Source organism: Neisseria gonorrhoeae, assembly GCF_013030075.1.
In the GTDB taxonomy this organism is placed as follows: Bacteria; Pseudomonadota; Gammaproteobacteria; order Burkholderiales; family Neisseriaceae; genus Neisseria; species Neisseria gonorrhoeae.
In genome coordinates, this window is the sequence record NZ_AP023069.1 from 1,154,414 (window position 1) to 1,170,803 (window position 16,390).

Genomic DNA, 16,390 nt, shown 5'->3' on the forward strand with positions numbered 1-16,390 from the left:
TTAAATTCGGCGACCCCGTGAGAGATACAGCTTTATGATTGGGCATTGAGAGAACGGCATCAAAAAATCGAGAAAACAAAATGCAAACAGTAGCAACAAAACCGACGGCAAAACAGATGCTTGCCGCCAAACGCGCGGCGAAGGAATCAACGCGGCAGGAACGCGCCGTCAAACGCGCGGGAACAGTAAAAAACGTTGACCGGAACCGGCTGTCCGCCCGGTCAAAAGCGCAAAAAGAAAACATCGCCCGGATGTTGTCGGGCGCAAAGGTATCGGAAGACGAAGCCCTGACGTGCGGCATCATGATGCGGCTGTCCCTGCAGGATATGCGCTATGCCTGCAATCAGGAGTTAATCAACTTCGCCGAACATATCGTCAAACAGGTGCAACGCTTGGGCCTGTACTGCAACACGGACGACCCCGCGAACGAGGAAAGCGTACTGTTTGCCTGCCGCGAAGCATCGCAGGCGGTCGCGCAATGGACTAAGGATTTCGACGACCTTAGCCCGAATCAGCGCCAACTCGTGCTGCGTCCGCTGTCAAATCTCTTCGCCGCGTACGAAGAATTTCTGAAAGACGCGCCTGCACGGCTGATAGCCGAAGTATCGGCATACTCATTGGCCGTGCGGGTTGCCAAGAAAGCCATGGCGTTTTTAGAACTTGACGGCGGTTTGATTTCGGCGGTCGGCAAAGTCGTCAACGGCGCGGATTCGCGCGCGGAAGCCCGCCGCCTGAAAATGCCGTACGCGGAATTTACAGGCCGGATCCTACACGCCGCAAACCTGCTTTACGATGTGGGCATTCAGGCGGACAAGGAGCTTTCGGCGATGTACGGCAAGCCGCTGAATCCCGTGCGCCCCCGACGGATAAGCGACGTGCGCCGGCCGATGATGAAAATGCTTGTTGCGGACAAAGGCGGCGCGTTGGTCCGGGCCGTAAAAGACTCGGAAGACGTCATCCGGCATTGCGACAACGGCGCCGGCTTCAGCTGCTTCAACTGGACCGAACATTTCAAACGGACGGCAAACCTGATCAGCCTCATGCACAGGGAAGCGGCGGCATGAGGACGCACATCCGGACCTGCGTGTATCACGATTCCGGCACAAAAGGCTCAAACACGGCATCAGGCATAAGCGGCACGGCTGCCGGCGCGGCGGAACAAGCGTTTTTCAGCGCGGCGAAGACGGCAAACCGCAGCGCGTCAGCCGCATCCGCAAACGCTCCGCCACACCCGGACAAGCCAGAGAACGGACGAAAACCCATGACGTTTCAAGGACACAACAACCGTAAAAAAGCCGGCGGCTACGCCGAATACATCACGGGCGGCGAACTGCGCCTATTGCAACAAACCGCCTGCCGCTTCAAAGCCGCCCTCGAAACGGCCGCGTGGAAACACTACGTCCGCGCCATCAAAGAATCCGAGCCGGTACCGGATGCCGAAGCGCGCCGGAAGCGGAAAAAACAGGCGGCGTAAATATAATTAAGTTTGGAGGTTTTAAATGGATAGCGAATACCTAGACCCGCAGCAATGCGCAGATATTTTATCCGTAAAAAAGCGTACATTTTTAGAGCGGTACGCACCGCGTCCGGATTTCCCCGCGCGAATATCCGTATCGAAGAAACGTTTTTGGTGGAAAAAAGAAGAAGTCGAAGGATGGCTAGACCGCCAAAAAGAAAAACGCCCGGTGATGTGATTTGCACCACATTTGCACCAAGTGGCATATAACATTATGAAAGATATAAAAATTTTGGTGCGGACGGAGAGACTCGAACTCTCACACCTCTCGGCGCCAGAACCTAAATCTGGTGCGTCTACCAATTTCGCCACGTCCGCATAAGGGTGGAGATTATACAGATTTTGTCCGATTGCGCAAGGCTTTGGACGTAATAGTTGAGGCTTATGCTTTGCAGCGGTAAAATCCGCTATTCGTCCGCCTGGCATCGGAATCGGGCGGTTTTTTGTTTTTATTGACGGAATTTGGGTATGCCTGCTGCTTTGATTAAGGATTTTCTGCTGACTCAGGGTTTGAAGCTGCCGCTTGACGAGGTTCGGGCGGCGTATCTGACGGCGCAGACGGTAATGGATATGGGGATGGCTTCGATTGACCGTTCTGTTTTGTGGTGCAATGATGAGGGTTGGAAACTTGCCGATTACCTGCCGTGCGATGATGTCCGCGAAGATGCCCTGAAACGGCTTTTTATGGCTTTGGATTCGGTGTTTTCACGCTCGACAGGTGTGCGGAGCGCGGCGGTTTATGCCTTGATGCCGTCTGAAAACGCCGCCCTCCGGCTGGTGTGCCTGTCCCAACAGGGCGAAGGTTTGGAAAACATATGGGAGCAGGATGGAAATATTACCGATGTTTCGCTTGCCTGCCGTTCGGCGCAAAGCGGTTGGATGAATGTTGCCTCGGATGTACGCCGTTGGTTGAATTTGGGTGAGCTTTCGGGAGAACGCAATCATGCTTCGGCGGCGCAAATTTCCATTCCCGTTTGCACGGAGAGCGGCGGTGTATTGGGCGTGGTTCATGTGGAATTTGAATGCGCAGAGTGTGCGGATACGGCGGCGCAGGCGGAATGGGTGGCTCTTGCCTTGGCTTTGTCCGAACCTTTGAAGCAACTTTTGGGCATCACTGCCGCAGAAGGAGATGAAAATGTCTGAATTATTAGACCATGTCGCTTCCTGCCGTCTGCCGACCGAATGGGGCGTATTTACGATGCACGGTTTTGAAGAGGCAAACGGGCAGGAACACGTCGCGCTGACCGTCGGCAATTGTTCAGACGGCAATCCGGTGTTGACGCGCATCCACTCCGAATGTCTGACGGGCGACGCGCTGTTCTCGAGAAAATGCGACTGCGGACCGCAACTTGAAGCGGCAATGAGGGCGGTACAGGCAGAGGGGCGCGGCATCATCGTCTATCTGCGTCAGGAAGGACGCGGCATCGGGCTGATTAACAAAATCCGCGCCTATCATCTGCAAGAACAAGGTATGGATACCGTTGAAGCCAATTTGGCACTCGGGCTGCCCGTCGATGCCCGCGATTTCCGTTTGGCGCAATCTATCTACGAATATCTGGGCATCCGCTCGGTCAAACTGTTGACCAACAACCCCGAAAAAATCCAAACCCTGAAAGATGCGGGGATTAACGTGGTCGAACGCATTCCCCTGCACGTCGGGGAAAATCTGGAAAACGAGCGTTATCTCCAAACCAAAGCAGACAAGCTGGGGCATTTGATGTCGGAATAAGGCAAAGTTGCAGGGAACGGGCATCCTGCGCCGTCTTTCGGGAAACAGGTTTCCATAGCTTGATAAAGCAATAAGTTTTATCAAGTTGCAGGGTGCGGATGCAAACGCATTGCGAGCGCGGGTTTGAGGCATACGCGCAAACATCTTAATACAACGTATTGATATTTATGATTTTCTCTATCATCGTCCCTATTTACAATGTGGAAAAATACCTTCGCTGCTGCGTGGATTCCGTGCTTGCCGAAAATTTTGCCGATTATGAAATGATTTTGGTCGATGACGGTTCGCCGGACGGCTGCGGGAAGATTTGCGACGAATATGCAGGCAAATATCCGCATATAAGGGTAATCCCATGCGTAACGCCGTAGGATTGGACATATCCAAGCTGACATTTGACGCAACGGCCATTGTCGGCAATGCCGAATATTCGGCAAAGTTTGACAACGATTCAAAAGGTTTAAATCAGTTTTCGGACCGGTTGAAAAGCTTGGGATGTCAGAATCTGCATATCTGCATGGAGGCAACCGGCAATTATTATGAAGAAGTTGCCGACTACTTCGCGCAGTATTACAGCGTTTACGTAGTGAATCCGCTGAAAATAAGCAAGTATGCAGAAAGCAGGTTCAAGCGAACCAAAACAGACAAACAGGATGCAAAACTGATAGCGCAGTATTGCCGGTCGGCGCAGGAAAGCGAGCTTGTAAAGAGGCAGAAGCCTACGGACGAGCAATACAGGCTTTCACGGATGATCGCAGCATACGCGCAAATCAAAAGCGAATGCGCGGCAATGAAAAACCGTCATCACGCGGCAAAAGATGAAGAAGCGGCCAAAGCATATGCGCAAATCATCAAAGCCATGAATGAACAGCTTGAAGTTTTAAAGGAGAAGATAAAAGAGCAGACGGAGAAGCCTAACTGCAAGGAAGGCGTGAAGCGTCTTGAAACCATACCGGCAATAGGCAGAATGACCGCAGCCGTATTGTTTCATCATCTAACATCTTCGAAATTTGAAACATCAAACAAATTTGCAGCGTTCGCAGGCTTAAGCCCGCAACAAAAAGAATCCGGGACAAGCGTAAGGGGAAAAGGCAAACTGACCAAGTTTGGCAACAGGAAATTACGCGCCGTCTTGTTTATGCCGGCCATGGTCGCATACCGGATAAGGGCATTTCCCGACTTCATCAAAAGGCTGGAAGAAAAGAAGAAGCCTAAAAAAGTCATCATCGCAGCATTGATGCGTAAACTCGCCGTTATTGCGTATCACGTACATAAGAAAGGCGGAGATTACGATCCATCGCGTTACAAATCGGCGTAAATCCCGAAAGGAAAAAAGGCATTTTTTAAATGCCTGCTTTGCCGCGTCTGAAATCCGGTGAATTTTCAAATATTGAAATTCAATGGGTTGAAAATGAATTGTAAAAATGCTGTTGTCAATTAAAGTAGTATCTTATATATTCAGAATCTGTGTTCTTTGATACTACTCAATTTCACAAACAAGAAAACCGCCCGCCTATTCTCGTCATCAAACTTTAAGTTTGTGGTTTGTTCAGGCCGGACGGTTTCGGCAAAGGGTAGCTATTCCTTTGCCGTGTCTGATTTTATTTGGGTTGCAGGTTTTGGTAAAGATTCCTGTTGCGACCCGAATGTCTGATTTTTTTTAGGCGTATCTCAGTCCGGAATCACTCCGTTAGTGGGTTTGCGGTATTGAAAAACAGTTCATAAAAAAGGAAAAGGGGGTATTCGTAAAGATTGGGTAACGCACCCAATCTTTACAAAGCTTCCCCCTTTTCCTTTTTTCCGCCCTATTTTCCTGCACCTACAACCCCCGAACGAAGCGATTCCGGACTGAGATACGCCCAAAAAAAAACAGCCATTCTAGCAGTTAACCCCCTTCGCTCCGCCCAAGCCATCCTGAGGGGTAGTGGCTGAATTTGTGATTTTGGTTTTATCAAACAAAATATTTGACTGAAGTCACATGGCGGTCGTCATATGGGGGTTCCTTCGCACCCAAAAAATCGACCGCGTAACGGTTTACTAAAACTTCATCGTCCTTAAACTTTTGGTGCTTTTTCCGGCAATATTTTCTGAACTCCGTTAAATTTGACGGCAAGAACCCGCAACCGTCTGCACCGTAAATGTAATCAACTTCAAACAAACTGTCTTTCCGGGCAAGCCGACCATCTTTAAGCCAGAACATAGGCTCGAAATAAAAAACTTTCGACGTGTCCGGGAACTTATGGAGACGGAGAACACGTGTGAAATCCCCGTTTTCATCTACAATTTTGATATATCTTGGTTTGTGAATCATGACATCCTCAGATTTAGTATTCAGAATATGATTTTAAAAAGAACTTTCTGCTTTACGACTCCGCCGCCGATTCCTTCAAACGGTTTTCCGCGCTCTTCAGTTGTCGTACATTAAATTTTATTAGGACTTTCCGCCCATTACGAGAACTTGGGGCTTGTCCGCTTTCGCGGACTGTGCCGCCTGTTCCGTCCTTTGCCGTTCGTCCTTGTAAGGATTGAAAGGCAACCCGTTTTTCACATATTCTTTACACATTATCTTTGTTATTTCTTTCAAGGGTGTTCCTTGATTTGAATAGCATGTGCAATCTGATTTTCCGCCGTCTATGCATCCGGCGATTTGCTCAAAGGTTTTTACTTGTCGGACTGTGTTATAAATAGGCTTGCTTTCGGGCTTTTCGGGCAAAGTCGGCACAAAGTCTTCAGGTTTCAGATTGTCGGAATGCTCAAAAGGCGCTGTTTCTGATGATGCCGTCTGCTCCGTCATCGTCTGCACAACGCTTTCTTTTTGCGCTTCCTGCTCAATCCGGCTGTCTGTGGCTTTGCTGTAAACTTGAAACATGCCGTAACTTTTCCAGCCTACAAACCCTACAACCGCAATCAACGCCCAAACCGCCCAAGGCACTTTTTTCTTGAACTTTTGGTGCCGGCTTGATGATTTATAGTATTTGAAGGCTTCTTTAGGCGGTTTCCAATTTGCGGCTTCTACGCCGCTTACGCCCGCGGGATTGTCCAACGAGGTTACGCATTTATACCAATAATACTGTTTCATGCCGATTGCCTTGCGTTCAAGGTGTACATGCTTTGAAACAAGGTTGCGGACGAATATATCAAGTTGGCTCGGGTGCCGCGTCATCAAAATGACGGTATGCCCGTGATGGCGGAGTTCTGTCAGTTCCTGAATATAGGGCGGAACGGGACGGCCTGCCGCGCGTACCGGGTAAGTGTAGTGCGCTTCGCCAACAATCAGCACCGCGCCTTCCGGTATGACATCACGAAGCGGGGCGGACATGATTTGCCCTTCCGCCAGTTCGCGGGCATTGAATTTTCGTTTGTCCAATCCGTCGATATGGCAGAAATAAAGCGGCCGGTCTGCCTCCGTGCCGTCTTCCAATTCCATTTTGAACAATCCGTCTTCGTTGTTCAAAATCATAGAGACGACGCGGGGGGTTTTGCCTGCCCCCATGTTTCCCGTAAACAGATAAATCATGTTTCTACCTCATCCCGGAAAGACAAACGTCAGTTTTTTGAATGCGTGCATACCAATGAAGAACGAGAATGCGCCGAACAGGCAGCCCAACCCCTGACCGAATCCCGAAATTAAAAGAAGGTTCAATATGTCGGAAGGCATGGAATTGATCGCATTTGCCGTGTAGCCTTTGAACTTTTCCAGTGCGGCGAGATACCCGGCATAGGTTACGAATGTCAGACCTGTTGCAAGGATGATTCTGACAATCAGCATTTTCAGAAGTATGCCTAAAAGTGGAATCAGGCCGGCAAGTAATGGCATTTATTCCCCCCCAACGAACCGAAAACGACAAAAGCCGACATAATGATAAAGGCGAGCAGTACGGCAAAACGGATTTTTTCGGCAAACACGCACAACGGTTCATAGCTTGCCCGATATTGCCTGCCGAAAACATGAAAGGTTTTCGGCTGCGGACATACGCCGTTAGACGGTAAAAAGTTATGTGAAGACCATGTTTTATCGTCTGTAACCTGCGGTATGCTTATATCGTGAAACATGCGGTCCGAAGGTTTGCCCATCTCCTGACAGGCTAGGATTTCCGGAAAATAATCGCACGAAAGCCCGCCGTCTTCGCCTTCTTTCCTTTCTTTGCGATGCCTGCCGTTTGGGCGGTCCGGAACGGCCGGGGAATCGGGGCTTGTTCCGGGCTGTCCGTCCGTATCGGGATTTGCATCGGGATTCAAATCGGGGTCGGGTTCGGGATTGGGGCGCGTGCCGGGGTTCTCATCGGGGTCCGGGTTGTTTGCGGGGTTTTCGGCGGGCGATACTTCGGGCGGCGGCTGTGCGTGAGGTGCTTCCGCGCTTGCGGGCGTGAGGTCGGGACGCGGGATTACTTGTACATCCGCCGTGGTGTTGCCTTGCGCGTCCCTGCCGAATGTTGCGGCAACCTGAACGGGATTCCCGTTCCTGTCCGTGACGGGCCCCATATTCACTTTTGTTCCGGGTGCGACTTCTACTTTTTCGGAATAACCGGGATATCCGGTTGCCTTTATGTATTTGTCGGGATCGGCATCGACTTTCAACGATAAAATCTCTTCCGGCTTTTTGGCATCCATTTCTTCTTTGTATTTCGGATTGCGGCCAAGTTTAAAATAAACTCGATGAATTAAATTATCACCGTTACGTACAAAACAACCGCCGCCGTTCCAAAAAAATTCACAATGACTAAAAGGAAAAAGACGCCACTTTAAAGCAGTATCTTTAGGAATTTCTTCTTTCCGTTTATCCCAAAAAGGACGAGCAATCCTTTCCATTTGACTTTCCATCAGTTGTTGGACTTCGGGGAATCTGCTGCGATCGGGCATAAGGCGCATAATCGAACTGTCAACGCCGTAGCAGCCATAGGTTCTATTAATACGTCTTTCGTCTTCGTACCAAAGGCAATTAGCATATTCGTAGCCTTTTACAAATTTGTCGGTTTCGGGATCGTATCGGCAGCCTCGTGCCTTTATGTCTTCTTTGAAAGTTTGGTATACGTCGTGGGCTAAAAGGGCTGTTCCGACATAGGGAACCGCCCTTGTGCCGAATTTCGCGCCTTGGCGGACAAGTTTGCCGACCCCCGACAATACGCCGGCGCGGGATACGCTGGCGGTTATTTTGGCGTTGATTCGGGCTTTTGCGCCCGTGGGGATGTGTGTTAAATCTACCGTTTTTATTAAATCAGATGAATAAGTTTTACTATTTTTAGGTACAAACTTATGAATTTTCGCACCTTGTCCGGTATCAACCGAAAGAGTTTCAGATATTTTTACTGCATTTGCATTCGCTTCAAACGAATACATCATCAAAATTGCAATTATCGACAATTTGGCAAAATTCAAATTTGTATGTTTTATGACCATCTTTCAAGGATTCTTTAATTACCATTTCCGAATTATCAGGAAATGATATTAACCAAATGTCATGTTTGATTCTTCTATTCCAGAAAAAAGAGAAACAATCAATAACATTTTCAGACTTATTAATCTTCGCAAATTCAACAAATTCAGATTGCGCTATAACCGCCATCGATTGCCCAAAATACTCGCTTGACGGCTGATATTTATAAAGTGCCAACTGCGCCTGAGTGATAAACGGCTTGTTCATGGTTCTGCCTTTCAAAGGTTGTTTTGAAAGCCTGATTTTGACACCATAACTTCATGCGCTCAATCCTTAAACAGAACCGCCCCGATTAATACGGGGACGGCAACGCCGAGATAGAAATAAAAATCCATCATTTCAAAACCTTTTTCAGCAGGGAAACAAAGTAAACGGACGCGAGGACGCCGAATACTATCCGGCCTGTTTCAAGACCGCTTTGCAGGTTGTCTTTCGGACTGCATTCCGCCAATGAAAGCCTTAGCGGCTGACCGTCCGACATCTTCCACATGCTGCCGTTATATTCCGGCCTGATTATCTGTCCGTTTTCTTGGATTCTTGGTACTACCAAGCTGAAATAAAGGTTTTCGGCCCGGTGCTTCTCAAGACATTTATTTCCGACTTGGCAGTACATGCCGCCTTACTTCATCACCCTCTTAACGATGGAAAATACAAAAAGCGCGGCGAAAACGCCCACTACAATCCAACCGGCTTCCATACCGTCCGCTTTTGCGGCTTCCAAAGCGTTTTTTGCCGTTTCGGGCAACGCTGCGTTTGCCTGTGCCGCCAAAGCCAGCGGGGCGGCTGTTACAACAGCCAGTTTTGCGCCGTATTTACGGCAGGTGTTAATAAATTTCATGATATTTTCCTTCAAAAAGTGTTTGGCGGTAATGGATGGAGAGTTTTTCAGACGACCGCCGAACATCCGAAAATCAGTCTTTCAAAAATCCGAATACGACAAATTCGCATTGGTTGCCGATTTCTTCCAAACCTGCGTTAACCGCTTCTTCGAAGTCGTAGAAATAATCGGCATTGGTAATTAATTTGGTATGTCCGATGTCGCCCGTTTCAGGAGAGAGATACAGAAAGTCCCCTGTTGATACGGACTGGACAACATAGACTTTCTGCATTCAATCAGCCTTTCTTAACGAATTGAAAACCGGTGACTTTCAGTTTTTGAGTTTTGCCCGTAGTGACGATTTCCACGTTCAGGTTTGCTTCGATCGGAAATTGGGCGTTTCGGAACTGCTCGAAATTGGCAGAGCCGCCGAAATCGTATTCAGTAGTAGAGCTGCCCAATGCGTTGCCTTGGGAGCTGTCTAAGGGTGTGGCGACAATCAGGCGGCAATAGTCGAAGCTCTTGCCTTCGATTTGTCCGTTGAATTTTTTAACGCCGACGATGTGGCCTTGAAGTTGGATGTTCATTTTTTGGTTTCCTTGTGTGATTAAACGTCTTTCGGGCAGACACTTTAAGCCCATGAAATCGGTAGTCTTGCGAATTTGTCGTAAATGAAGTTGTTATAGCTTTCTTCATTGTTGACGTGTTTTTGCTGTTCAAGCTGTTTTTCAAGATTCTCGTAATATTCGTACATATAATAAGGGTCATTGTACGGTTTGAATGCGGGCTGTTCATGAATGACTTGAGATTTCAAAAAGGCGCAGTCGTAGGCTTCGAGAGCCAAAGACTTGGGCAGCTTGTGATGACTCGGCTCAATCAGTTCAAACAGTTTGGCTTTGTCCAATTCGGGAAAAATGAATTTCAGACCGTTTGCCGCACGTCCGAACTGTTTTTTTACCCATTCAAGGCAGCGGTCGGCTGAAACAACCTTATCTTCCTTAACCGCGTGTATGCGCGTTGCCTTTTGGGCGAATCGTTCGCAAATGGGATATGCGCCGCCGAAATATTCGCCCGGATTCTGCAAAACTTCGAAAGGGATAACGATGTCTTTTGCTTTGAATTCAATTTCAAAGCGCGTCCATGTGCTTGTTTTATCGCCCAACTGCTTGCCTTTTTCATAGACGCGGACATATTTGGACGATTCACGGGAGCCGATACCATAGGTCTTGCCTTTGGTCATTTTGGCTTCATCGTCTTCTTCCCAATCCGACCCCAAACATTCGCCCTTCGGTTTGACGTGATGGCACGTAAACAAACCTTTATTGCGGTCTTCTCTTGCCTGATTCGGGCTGTACTCTCCGTTGAAAAAGTCTTTTGCAATGTCAACGCGCGTTATTTTTGGACGAATCGCATTTGTCAGAAAATCAAAAAGCCTTGATTCCCATCCAATATTTGCAGCATTGCAGCCTACCGCCGTCAATTCAACCAACATCGTTTCACGTTGGCCGCCGTAATGGACGCGCCCGTATTGGGCATTTTCCGTTCCCATCAGCCAGCAGCCTTCATAGAAACGCCCGCCCGAATGCTTGGCTTTTTCAATGATTCCGAATCCGAAAATTTCCTCCATCTTGGCGGAAGCCGCGCGTATGAAATCGTCATCATCGAACAAATCAAACGAAAGTCCATAAACATGGAAAAACGTGTCTTCATGAATTGAAAATGTGATTTGGTCAATGAAAGCCGAATCTGATACACCGCGCCTAAGAGGAACGCCTAACAGGTTTCCTTTACCGTCCGTTATGTACGTTTCGTAACATTCGAAGACTTCCTGAACCCTGCCCGCCGTTTCGGTTTCTGTGCCCCCCCCTGTTAGATAAGGGGGGGGGAAGATTCGAAGCGGTTGCCGGCTTCCTGCCGTCCGCCGGCGCCTCCGTCATCACGCCGGCAACCTCCTTTGTCATCCCTTGCTTATCTTCCATTTGCGAATCCTCAAAAACGGGCAAAAAAAAAGCCCTGTTACTTGTAGAAAGTAAAGGGCGTTAATTTTTGTTAATCGCCCCTTCTTAGGGACGCAATATATAAGGTTTCAGACGGCATTGTTCTCCCGCCGTCATTCCCGCGCAGGCGGGAATCCGGAACGTAAAATCTAAAGAAACCGTTTTATCCGATAAGTTTCCGTGCCGACAGGCCCGGATTCCCGCCTGCGCGGGAATGACGGGATTTTAGGTTTCTGATTTTGGTTTTCTGTTTTTGAGGAAATGACGGGATTTTAGTAACCGTAACAACTGCCTGCGCGACGGCTAAGGGGCTTCAGCAACCGTAGCAACTGCCTGTGTGGGAATGACGGACAATGGGCTTCAGACGGCATCTCTTGCCTTCCGCTAAAACAGTTTGCCGCACAACTGTTCAAACGCGTCCGATATGTTTCAACACACAGGACGACACATAAAGCACCGCCCTATATGTCGTCCTGATTCGGAAGGGGTTACGCCCCTCCCAAACAAAGTCTGATCCTGCCGCCCTAAAGGGCGGGGTTTCAACCGAAAAGGAAACACGATGAAGTGGTACAATTAACGGCAATGCGGACAGACAAATTAAACTATCAGAAATTGCCCTACCGTTTTTTAAACACTTTCAGGAATAAGGAAAAATGACCGCCCAACCCTGCCCCATCTGCACGGCACAAGATGAAGATATTTTGCTGCAAACCCCCAAGCTGCGCGTCATCGCCGTCCATAACGACAGCGGTTCGCCGGCATTCTGCCGCGTCATTTGGCACGGACACATTGCCGAAATTACCGACCTTTCGGCAGCGGAACGCGGCGAATTGATGGAAATGGTGTACAAAGTCGAAGCCGCTATGCGCCAAGTGTTCCGGCCGGCAAAAATCAACCTCGCCAGCTTGGGCAATGTCGTGCCGCACCTGCATTGGCATATTATCGCCCGCTTTGAAAACGATGCGACTTTCCCTGCGCCGATTTGGGCAAACCCCGTCCGAAAACACGGTATGACCCTGCCGCAAAATTGGACGGAACAGCTTAAAAAGCTGCTTTAAACCCGCCGATGCCGTCTGAAACCGTATGAAAGGGAAATTATGACCGAACCGACCTCCCGCCGCCGTTTTCTGAAAACCTGCACCGCCGCCGGCGCGGGGCTGCTTCAGGCTTGCGGCACATCCGCCACATCCGTTCCGCCCCTTCCCTCTTCCCATTCCGTTGTGAAAGCCCGAACCGTGCCTCTCCAAACGCCACGCCGTCAAAGTTCGGACGGCAACCTTCTGCGCGTTGTCGCTTCGTCAGGATTTGCCGAAGACACTAACCGCGTCAACACAGCCTTAACCCGCCTTTACAATGCCGGTTTTACCGTAACCAACCAACAGGCGGGCAGCCGCCGTTTCCAACGGTTTGCCGGCACGGACGCGCAACGCGCGGCAGATTTCCAAGAGGTCGCCTCCGGCCGCGTCGCCACGCCTAAAGTGCTGATGGGCTTGCGCGGCGGTTACGGTGCGGCGCGGATTCTGCCGCATATCGATTTTGCCTCGCTCGGCGCAAGGATGCGCGAACACGGCACGCTGTTTTTCGGATTCAGCGACGTATGCGCCGTCCAACTGGCATTGTTGGCAAAAGGCAATATGATGAGTTTTGCCGGCCCGATGGCTTATAGCGATTTTGGCAAACCTGCCCCCGGTGCGTTTACGATGGATGCCTTTATCAAGGGGACAACCCAAAACCGCCTGACCGTTGATGTTCCTTATATCCAACGCGCCGATGTCGAAACCGAAGGCACGTTGTGGGGCGGCAACTTAAGCGTCCTCGCCTCGCTCGCCGGTACGCCTTATATGCCCGACATCGACGGCGGCATTTTGTTCCTCGAAGATGTCGGCGAACAGCCCTACCGCATCGAACGTATGCTCAATACGCTGTATCTTTCGGGTATTTTGGGCAAACAGCGCGCCATCGTGTTCGGCGATTTCCGTATGGAAAAAATTCGAGATCTCTATGATTCGTCTTATGATTTTTCCGCCGTTGCCAAGCATATTTCGCGCACGGCGAAAATCCCCGTGCTGACAGGCTTCCCGTTCGGACACATTGCCGACAAAATCACTTTCCCTCTGGGCGCGCACACCCGAATCCGTATGAACGGAAACGGCGGCTATTCGGTCGCGTTTGAAGGCTACCCCACACTCGATGCGTCCGCCCTGACTTTGGATACCCTGCTCCCACCGCCGGATTTGCCTATCTTCCCCGAAAGCGGTGTTGCCGATATTTCGGAATAAACCCGCAAACGGACAAATGCCGTCTGAAGCCTTCAGACGGCATTTTCCTGTAAAAAAACCGCACCTGATGGCAGGTGCGGTTTCCATTTTCAGGCTAAAACTTATTTGTCGCGGCCGAATACGATTTTAGTGGCTTGGATGGCAACGCAGATTGCACCGCCGATAAAGATTAAGTCGGGGGCAGTGCGTACCCAGCGCAGGGTGTCGAGGATTTCCATTTGCAGGAATTCTTCGCTGCGGGCATACCACAAACCGTGCGTGATAGAGGCGTATGCCTGAATCACGCCGACAGGCAGCAGGCTGATGGCAATCATACCGACCAAGCCGCCGTTGAGCAGCCAGAAGCCCCAAGTCATCAGTTTGTCGTCAAACCGCGCGTTCGGTTTCAAGTAGCGCGCAACCAACAATACGAAGCCCAATGCCAAGAAACCGTACACACCGAACAAGGCGGCGTGCGCGTGAACGGCGGAAGTGTTCAAACCTTGGATATAGAACAGGGAAATCGGCGGATTGATCAGAAAGCCGAATACGCCGGCACCGATCATATTCCAAAAAGCGACTGCCACGAAGCACATCAGCGGCCAACGCAGGCGTTTCGCCCAGTCGGACAGGTGTTGGTAAGACCAGTGCTCGTATGCCTCGCGGCCCAGCAACACCAGCGGCACGACTTCCAAAGCGGAGAAGCAGGCGCCGATTGCCATAGAGGCGGAGGTAGAGCCGGAGAAGTACAGGTGGTGCAGCGTGCCCGGAACGCCGCCCAACATAAAGATGGCGGCAGCGGCCAAAGTGGAGGCAGTGGCGGTACTGCGGCGGACAAAGCCCATATTGTAGAAGACAAAGGCAAAGGCGGCAGTGGCAAATACTTCAAAGAAGCCTTCCACCCACAGGTGGACCACCCACCAACGCCAGTATTCCATTACGGCAATCGGGGATTTTTCGCCATAGAACAGGCCCGGTGCGTAGAACACGCCCACGCCGACCATAGAAGCGACAAAGATTGCCAGCAGGTTTTTGTCCACGCCTTTTTCTTTGAAGGCGGAAACCGTGCAGCGCAACATCAGGAACAGCCACAACAGCAGTCCGACCATCAAAAGGAGTTGCCAGAAACGTCCCAAATCGAGGTATTCGTAACCTTGGTGTCCGAACCAGAAGTTAAATTCGGGGGGAAGGATGTGCGTCAACGCGAAGAAGTTGCCCGCGTAAGAACCGCCGACCACGATGAAGAGGGCGATATAGAGGAAGTTCACGCCTGCACGTTGGAACTTGGGATCTTTGCCGCCGTTGACAATCGGCGCGAGGAACAAACCTGCCGTCAAAAAGCCGGTTGCAATCCAGAAGATGGCGGATTGGATGTGCCAAGTACGGGTCAGGGCGTAGGGGAACCAGTCGGACATTTCAAAGCCCAACGCCTCGTCAATGCCGTAGAAACCCTGACCTTCGACGGTGTAGTGCGCGGTCAGGCCGCCCAGCAATACTTGTACCACAAACAGGGCGACCGTCAGGAAGACGTATTTGCCCAATGCTTTTTGCGAAGGGGTCAGTTGGATTTTGGAAATCGGGTCTTCAGACGGCACTTCCACTTCCTCGTGTTTGGTCAGGAAGGAATAACCCCACATCAACAAACCGATGCCCATCAAGAGCAGTACGACACTGGTAAACGACCACATGTAGTTTTCAGTAGTCGGTACATTGTTGATCAAAGGCTCGTGCGGCCAGTTGTTGGTGTAGGTAAAGACCTCGCCGGGACGGTTGGTCGAAGCAGACCAAGAAGTCCAGAAGAAGAAGTCGAACAGTTTTTCACGCGCTTCTTGGCTTGGCAATGTGTTGTTTTTCATTGCAAAGTGTTCGCGGGTGGTTTGCAACTTGGGATCATCGCCGTAAACGCCGTGATAGTAAGGCAGGATGCTTTCGATGGCTTTCACGCGCGTATCGCTGATGACGACGCTGCCGTCTTCTTTAATACGGCTTTGATTGCGGTATTCATCGGCCAAGCGGGTTTTCAGAACGGCTTGTTCTTCAGGGGAAACTTCATCGAATTTTTTGCCGTAAGCCTGTTGCGCGGTCAAATCCAACCAGGCGGACAACTCACGATGCAGCCAGTCGGCCGTCCAATCCGGAGCCTGATATGCGCCGTGTCCCAGAATCGAACCGACTTCCATGCCGCCGGTAGTCTGCCACGCAGACTGACCTGCCAAAATATCGTCTTTCGTCATCAGCACTTTGCCGGATGCGGAAACGACCTGTTCGGGGTAAGGCGGGGCTTTCTTATAAACCTCGCTGCCCATATAGCCAAGAATGGTAAAGCATACCGCCAGAACGGCAAACAGCAAGTACCACAGCTTCTTGTACTGTCCCATTTTGAGAGCTCCTTTTAATAAATCAGTTGTTTAAAATTCACAAAATATGAATGTTAAAGATTGTAGCATGGTTTACCGCGCAAATAAACATTTGTTCAAACAAACTCACATATAGAACAAATACATATATGATAATAACTATCATTATTCTTTACTCGGAAATTGCCCTGCCTTTGCCTGCTCTGCCGGAGCCCCTAGCAAATCAGCCTATTCATTGTAATTTTTAGTAGTTATAAAGTATTAGAAGCGTCATTTTAAGTTCAT

Annotated in this window: 18 protein-coding genes, 1 tRNA gene and 2 pseudogenes; 9 read left to right on the top strand and 12 right to left on the bottom strand. The window is 50.0% G+C overall.

Features of this window, described 5'->3' with window-relative positions:
• Positions 1 to 80 precede the first annotated feature (80 nt).
• From HT085_RS06070 to HT085_RS06080, 3 genes are read left to right on the top strand one after another with little or no spacing between them, the layout of a single operon-like run.
• Positions 81 to 1,064 (top strand): hypothetical protein, encoded by a 984-nt coding sequence (locus HT085_RS06070; protein WP_047919745.1) that lies wholly within the window; start codon positions 81 to 83, stop codon positions 1,062 to 1,064.
• Positions 1,061 to 1,474, top strand: a complete 414-nt coding sequence (locus tag HT085_RS06075) for a hypothetical protein (RefSeq protein WP_003705983.1) — start codon at positions 1,061 to 1,063, stop codon at positions 1,472 to 1,474. Before HT085_RS06070 ends, HT085_RS06075 begins: the two co-directional genes overlap by 4 nt.
• A gap of 25 nt (positions 1,475 to 1,499) precedes the next feature.
• A complete protein-coding gene (locus HT085_RS06080) occupies positions 1,500 to 1,694 on the top strand; it encodes a helix-turn-helix transcriptional regulator (RefSeq protein WP_003689159.1) in 195 nt (64 codons plus the stop codon).
• 55 nt (positions 1,695 to 1,749) lie between these two features.
• Here HT085_RS06080 and HT085_RS06085 read toward each other — a convergent pair.
• Positions 1,750 to 1,834 (bottom strand) — tRNA-Leu (locus HT085_RS06085).
• Between the two features lie 150 nt (positions 1,835 to 1,984).
• Between HT085_RS06085 and HT085_RS06090 the strand changes: the two genes are divergently transcribed.
• The 4 genes and pseudogenes from HT085_RS06090 (at position 1,985) to HT085_RS06105 (ending at position 4,560) form a co-directional block, all read left to right on the top strand.
• A complete protein-coding gene (locus HT085_RS06090) occupies positions 1,985 to 2,659 on the top strand; it encodes a hypothetical protein (RefSeq protein ID WP_003689160.1) in 675 nt (224 codons plus the stop codon).
• Positions 2,652 to 3,245 carry a GTP cyclohydrolase II gene (gene ribA / locus HT085_RS06095; protein WP_003689161.1) on the top strand — a complete coding sequence of 198 codons (594 nt, stop codon included), beginning with the start codon at positions 2,652 to 2,654 and terminating at the stop codon, positions 3,243 to 3,245. Before HT085_RS06090 ends, ribA begins: the two co-directional genes overlap by 8 nt.
• A 167-nt stretch (positions 3,246 to 3,412) precedes the next feature.
• Positions 3,413 to 3,595, top strand: a pseudogene (locus HT085_RS06100) (glycosyltransferase family 2 protein); the annotation flags it as partial.
• 2 nt (positions 3,596 to 3,597) lie between these two features.
• Entirely contained in the window at positions 3,598 to 4,560 is a 963-nt protein-coding gene (locus HT085_RS06105; RefSeq protein ID WP_033910908.1) for an IS110 family RNA-guided transposase, read from the top strand.
• 633 nt (positions 4,561 to 5,193) lie between these two features.
• Here the strand turns inward: HT085_RS06105 and HT085_RS06110 are convergent.
• The 10 genes and pseudogenes from HT085_RS06110 to HT085_RS06155 form a co-directional block, all read right to left on the bottom strand.
• The gene (locus tag HT085_RS06110) at positions 5,194 to 5,553 is read right to left on the bottom strand and encodes a hypothetical protein (RefSeq protein ID WP_003689732.1); all 360 of its coding nucleotides are present in this window, start codon (positions 5,551 to 5,553) and stop codon (positions 5,194 to 5,196) included.
• Positions 5,554 to 5,673: 120 nt separating this feature from the next.
• Positions 5,674 to 6,759, bottom strand: coding sequence for a zonular occludens toxin domain-containing protein (locus HT085_RS06115; protein WP_003691565.1), 1,086 nt, complete (start codon positions 6,757 to 6,759; stop codon positions 5,674 to 5,676).
• 9 nt (positions 6,760 to 6,768) lie between these two features.
• Positions 6,769 to 7,059, bottom strand: coding sequence for a DUF2523 domain-containing protein (locus tag HT085_RS06120; protein WP_047917922.1), 291 nt, complete (start codon positions 7,057 to 7,059; stop codon positions 6,769 to 6,771).
• Positions 7,038 to 8,579 (bottom strand): IgG-binding virulence factor TspB family protein, encoded by a 1,542-nt coding sequence (locus HT085_RS06125; protein ID WP_425325815.1) that lies wholly within the window; start codon positions 8,577 to 8,579, stop codon positions 7,038 to 7,040. Before HT085_RS06125 ends, HT085_RS06120 begins: the two co-directional genes overlap by 22 nt.
• Positions 8,566 to 8,883 (bottom strand): DUF1132 family protein, encoded by a 318-nt coding sequence (locus tag HT085_RS06130; RefSeq protein ID WP_014580264.1) that lies wholly within the window; start codon positions 8,881 to 8,883, stop codon positions 8,566 to 8,568. Before HT085_RS06130 ends, HT085_RS06125 begins: the two co-directional genes overlap by 14 nt.
• 127 nt (positions 8,884 to 9,010) lie before the next feature.
• Positions 9,011 to 9,289 carry a hypothetical protein gene (locus tag HT085_RS06135; RefSeq protein WP_003691583.1) on the bottom strand — a complete coding sequence of 93 codons (279 nt, stop codon included), beginning with the start codon at positions 9,287 to 9,289 and terminating at the stop codon, positions 9,011 to 9,013.
• Positions 9,290 to 9,295: 6 nt separating this feature from the next.
• Positions 9,296 to 9,514 (bottom strand): major capsid protein, encoded by a 219-nt coding sequence (locus tag HT085_RS06140; RefSeq protein WP_003691584.1) that lies wholly within the window; start codon positions 9,512 to 9,514, stop codon positions 9,296 to 9,298.
• A 73-nt stretch (positions 9,515 to 9,587) separates the two neighbouring features.
• Positions 9,588 to 9,785, bottom strand: a complete 198-nt coding sequence (locus tag HT085_RS06145) for a hypothetical protein (RefSeq protein WP_003689600.1) — start codon at positions 9,783 to 9,785, stop codon at positions 9,588 to 9,590.
• A 4-nt stretch (positions 9,786 to 9,789) separates the two neighbouring features.
• A complete protein-coding gene (locus HT085_RS06150) occupies positions 9,790 to 10,080 on the bottom strand; it encodes a hypothetical protein (RefSeq protein WP_012503914.1) in 291 nt (96 codons plus the stop codon).
• Positions 10,081 to 10,124: 44 nt separating this feature from the next.
• Positions 10,125 to 11,472: pseudogene (locus HT085_RS06155) on the bottom strand (replication initiation factor domain-containing protein).
• A gap of 671 nt (positions 11,473 to 12,143) precedes the next feature.
• Here HT085_RS06155 and HT085_RS06160 point away from each other — a divergent pair.
• Complete coding sequence (locus HT085_RS06160; RefSeq protein WP_003689175.1) at positions 12,144 to 12,548, top strand: HIT family protein; 405 nt, start codon at positions 12,144 to 12,146, stop codon at positions 12,546 to 12,548.
• Between the two features lie 39 nt (positions 12,549 to 12,587).
• Positions 12,588 to 13,769 (top strand): LD-carboxypeptidase, encoded by a 1,182-nt coding sequence (locus HT085_RS06165; protein WP_003689177.1) that lies wholly within the window; start codon positions 12,588 to 12,590, stop codon positions 13,767 to 13,769.
• Positions 13,770 to 13,870: 101 nt separating this feature from the next.
• Here HT085_RS06165 and HT085_RS06170 read toward each other — a convergent pair whose 3' ends face one another.
• Positions 13,871 to 16,126: a nitric-oxide reductase large subunit gene (locus tag HT085_RS06170; RefSeq protein WP_003691589.1), complete on the bottom strand. Its 2,256-nt coding sequence runs from the start codon at positions 16,124 to 16,126 to the stop codon at positions 13,871 to 13,873.
• Positions 16,127 to 16,390: the final 264 nt, after the last annotated feature.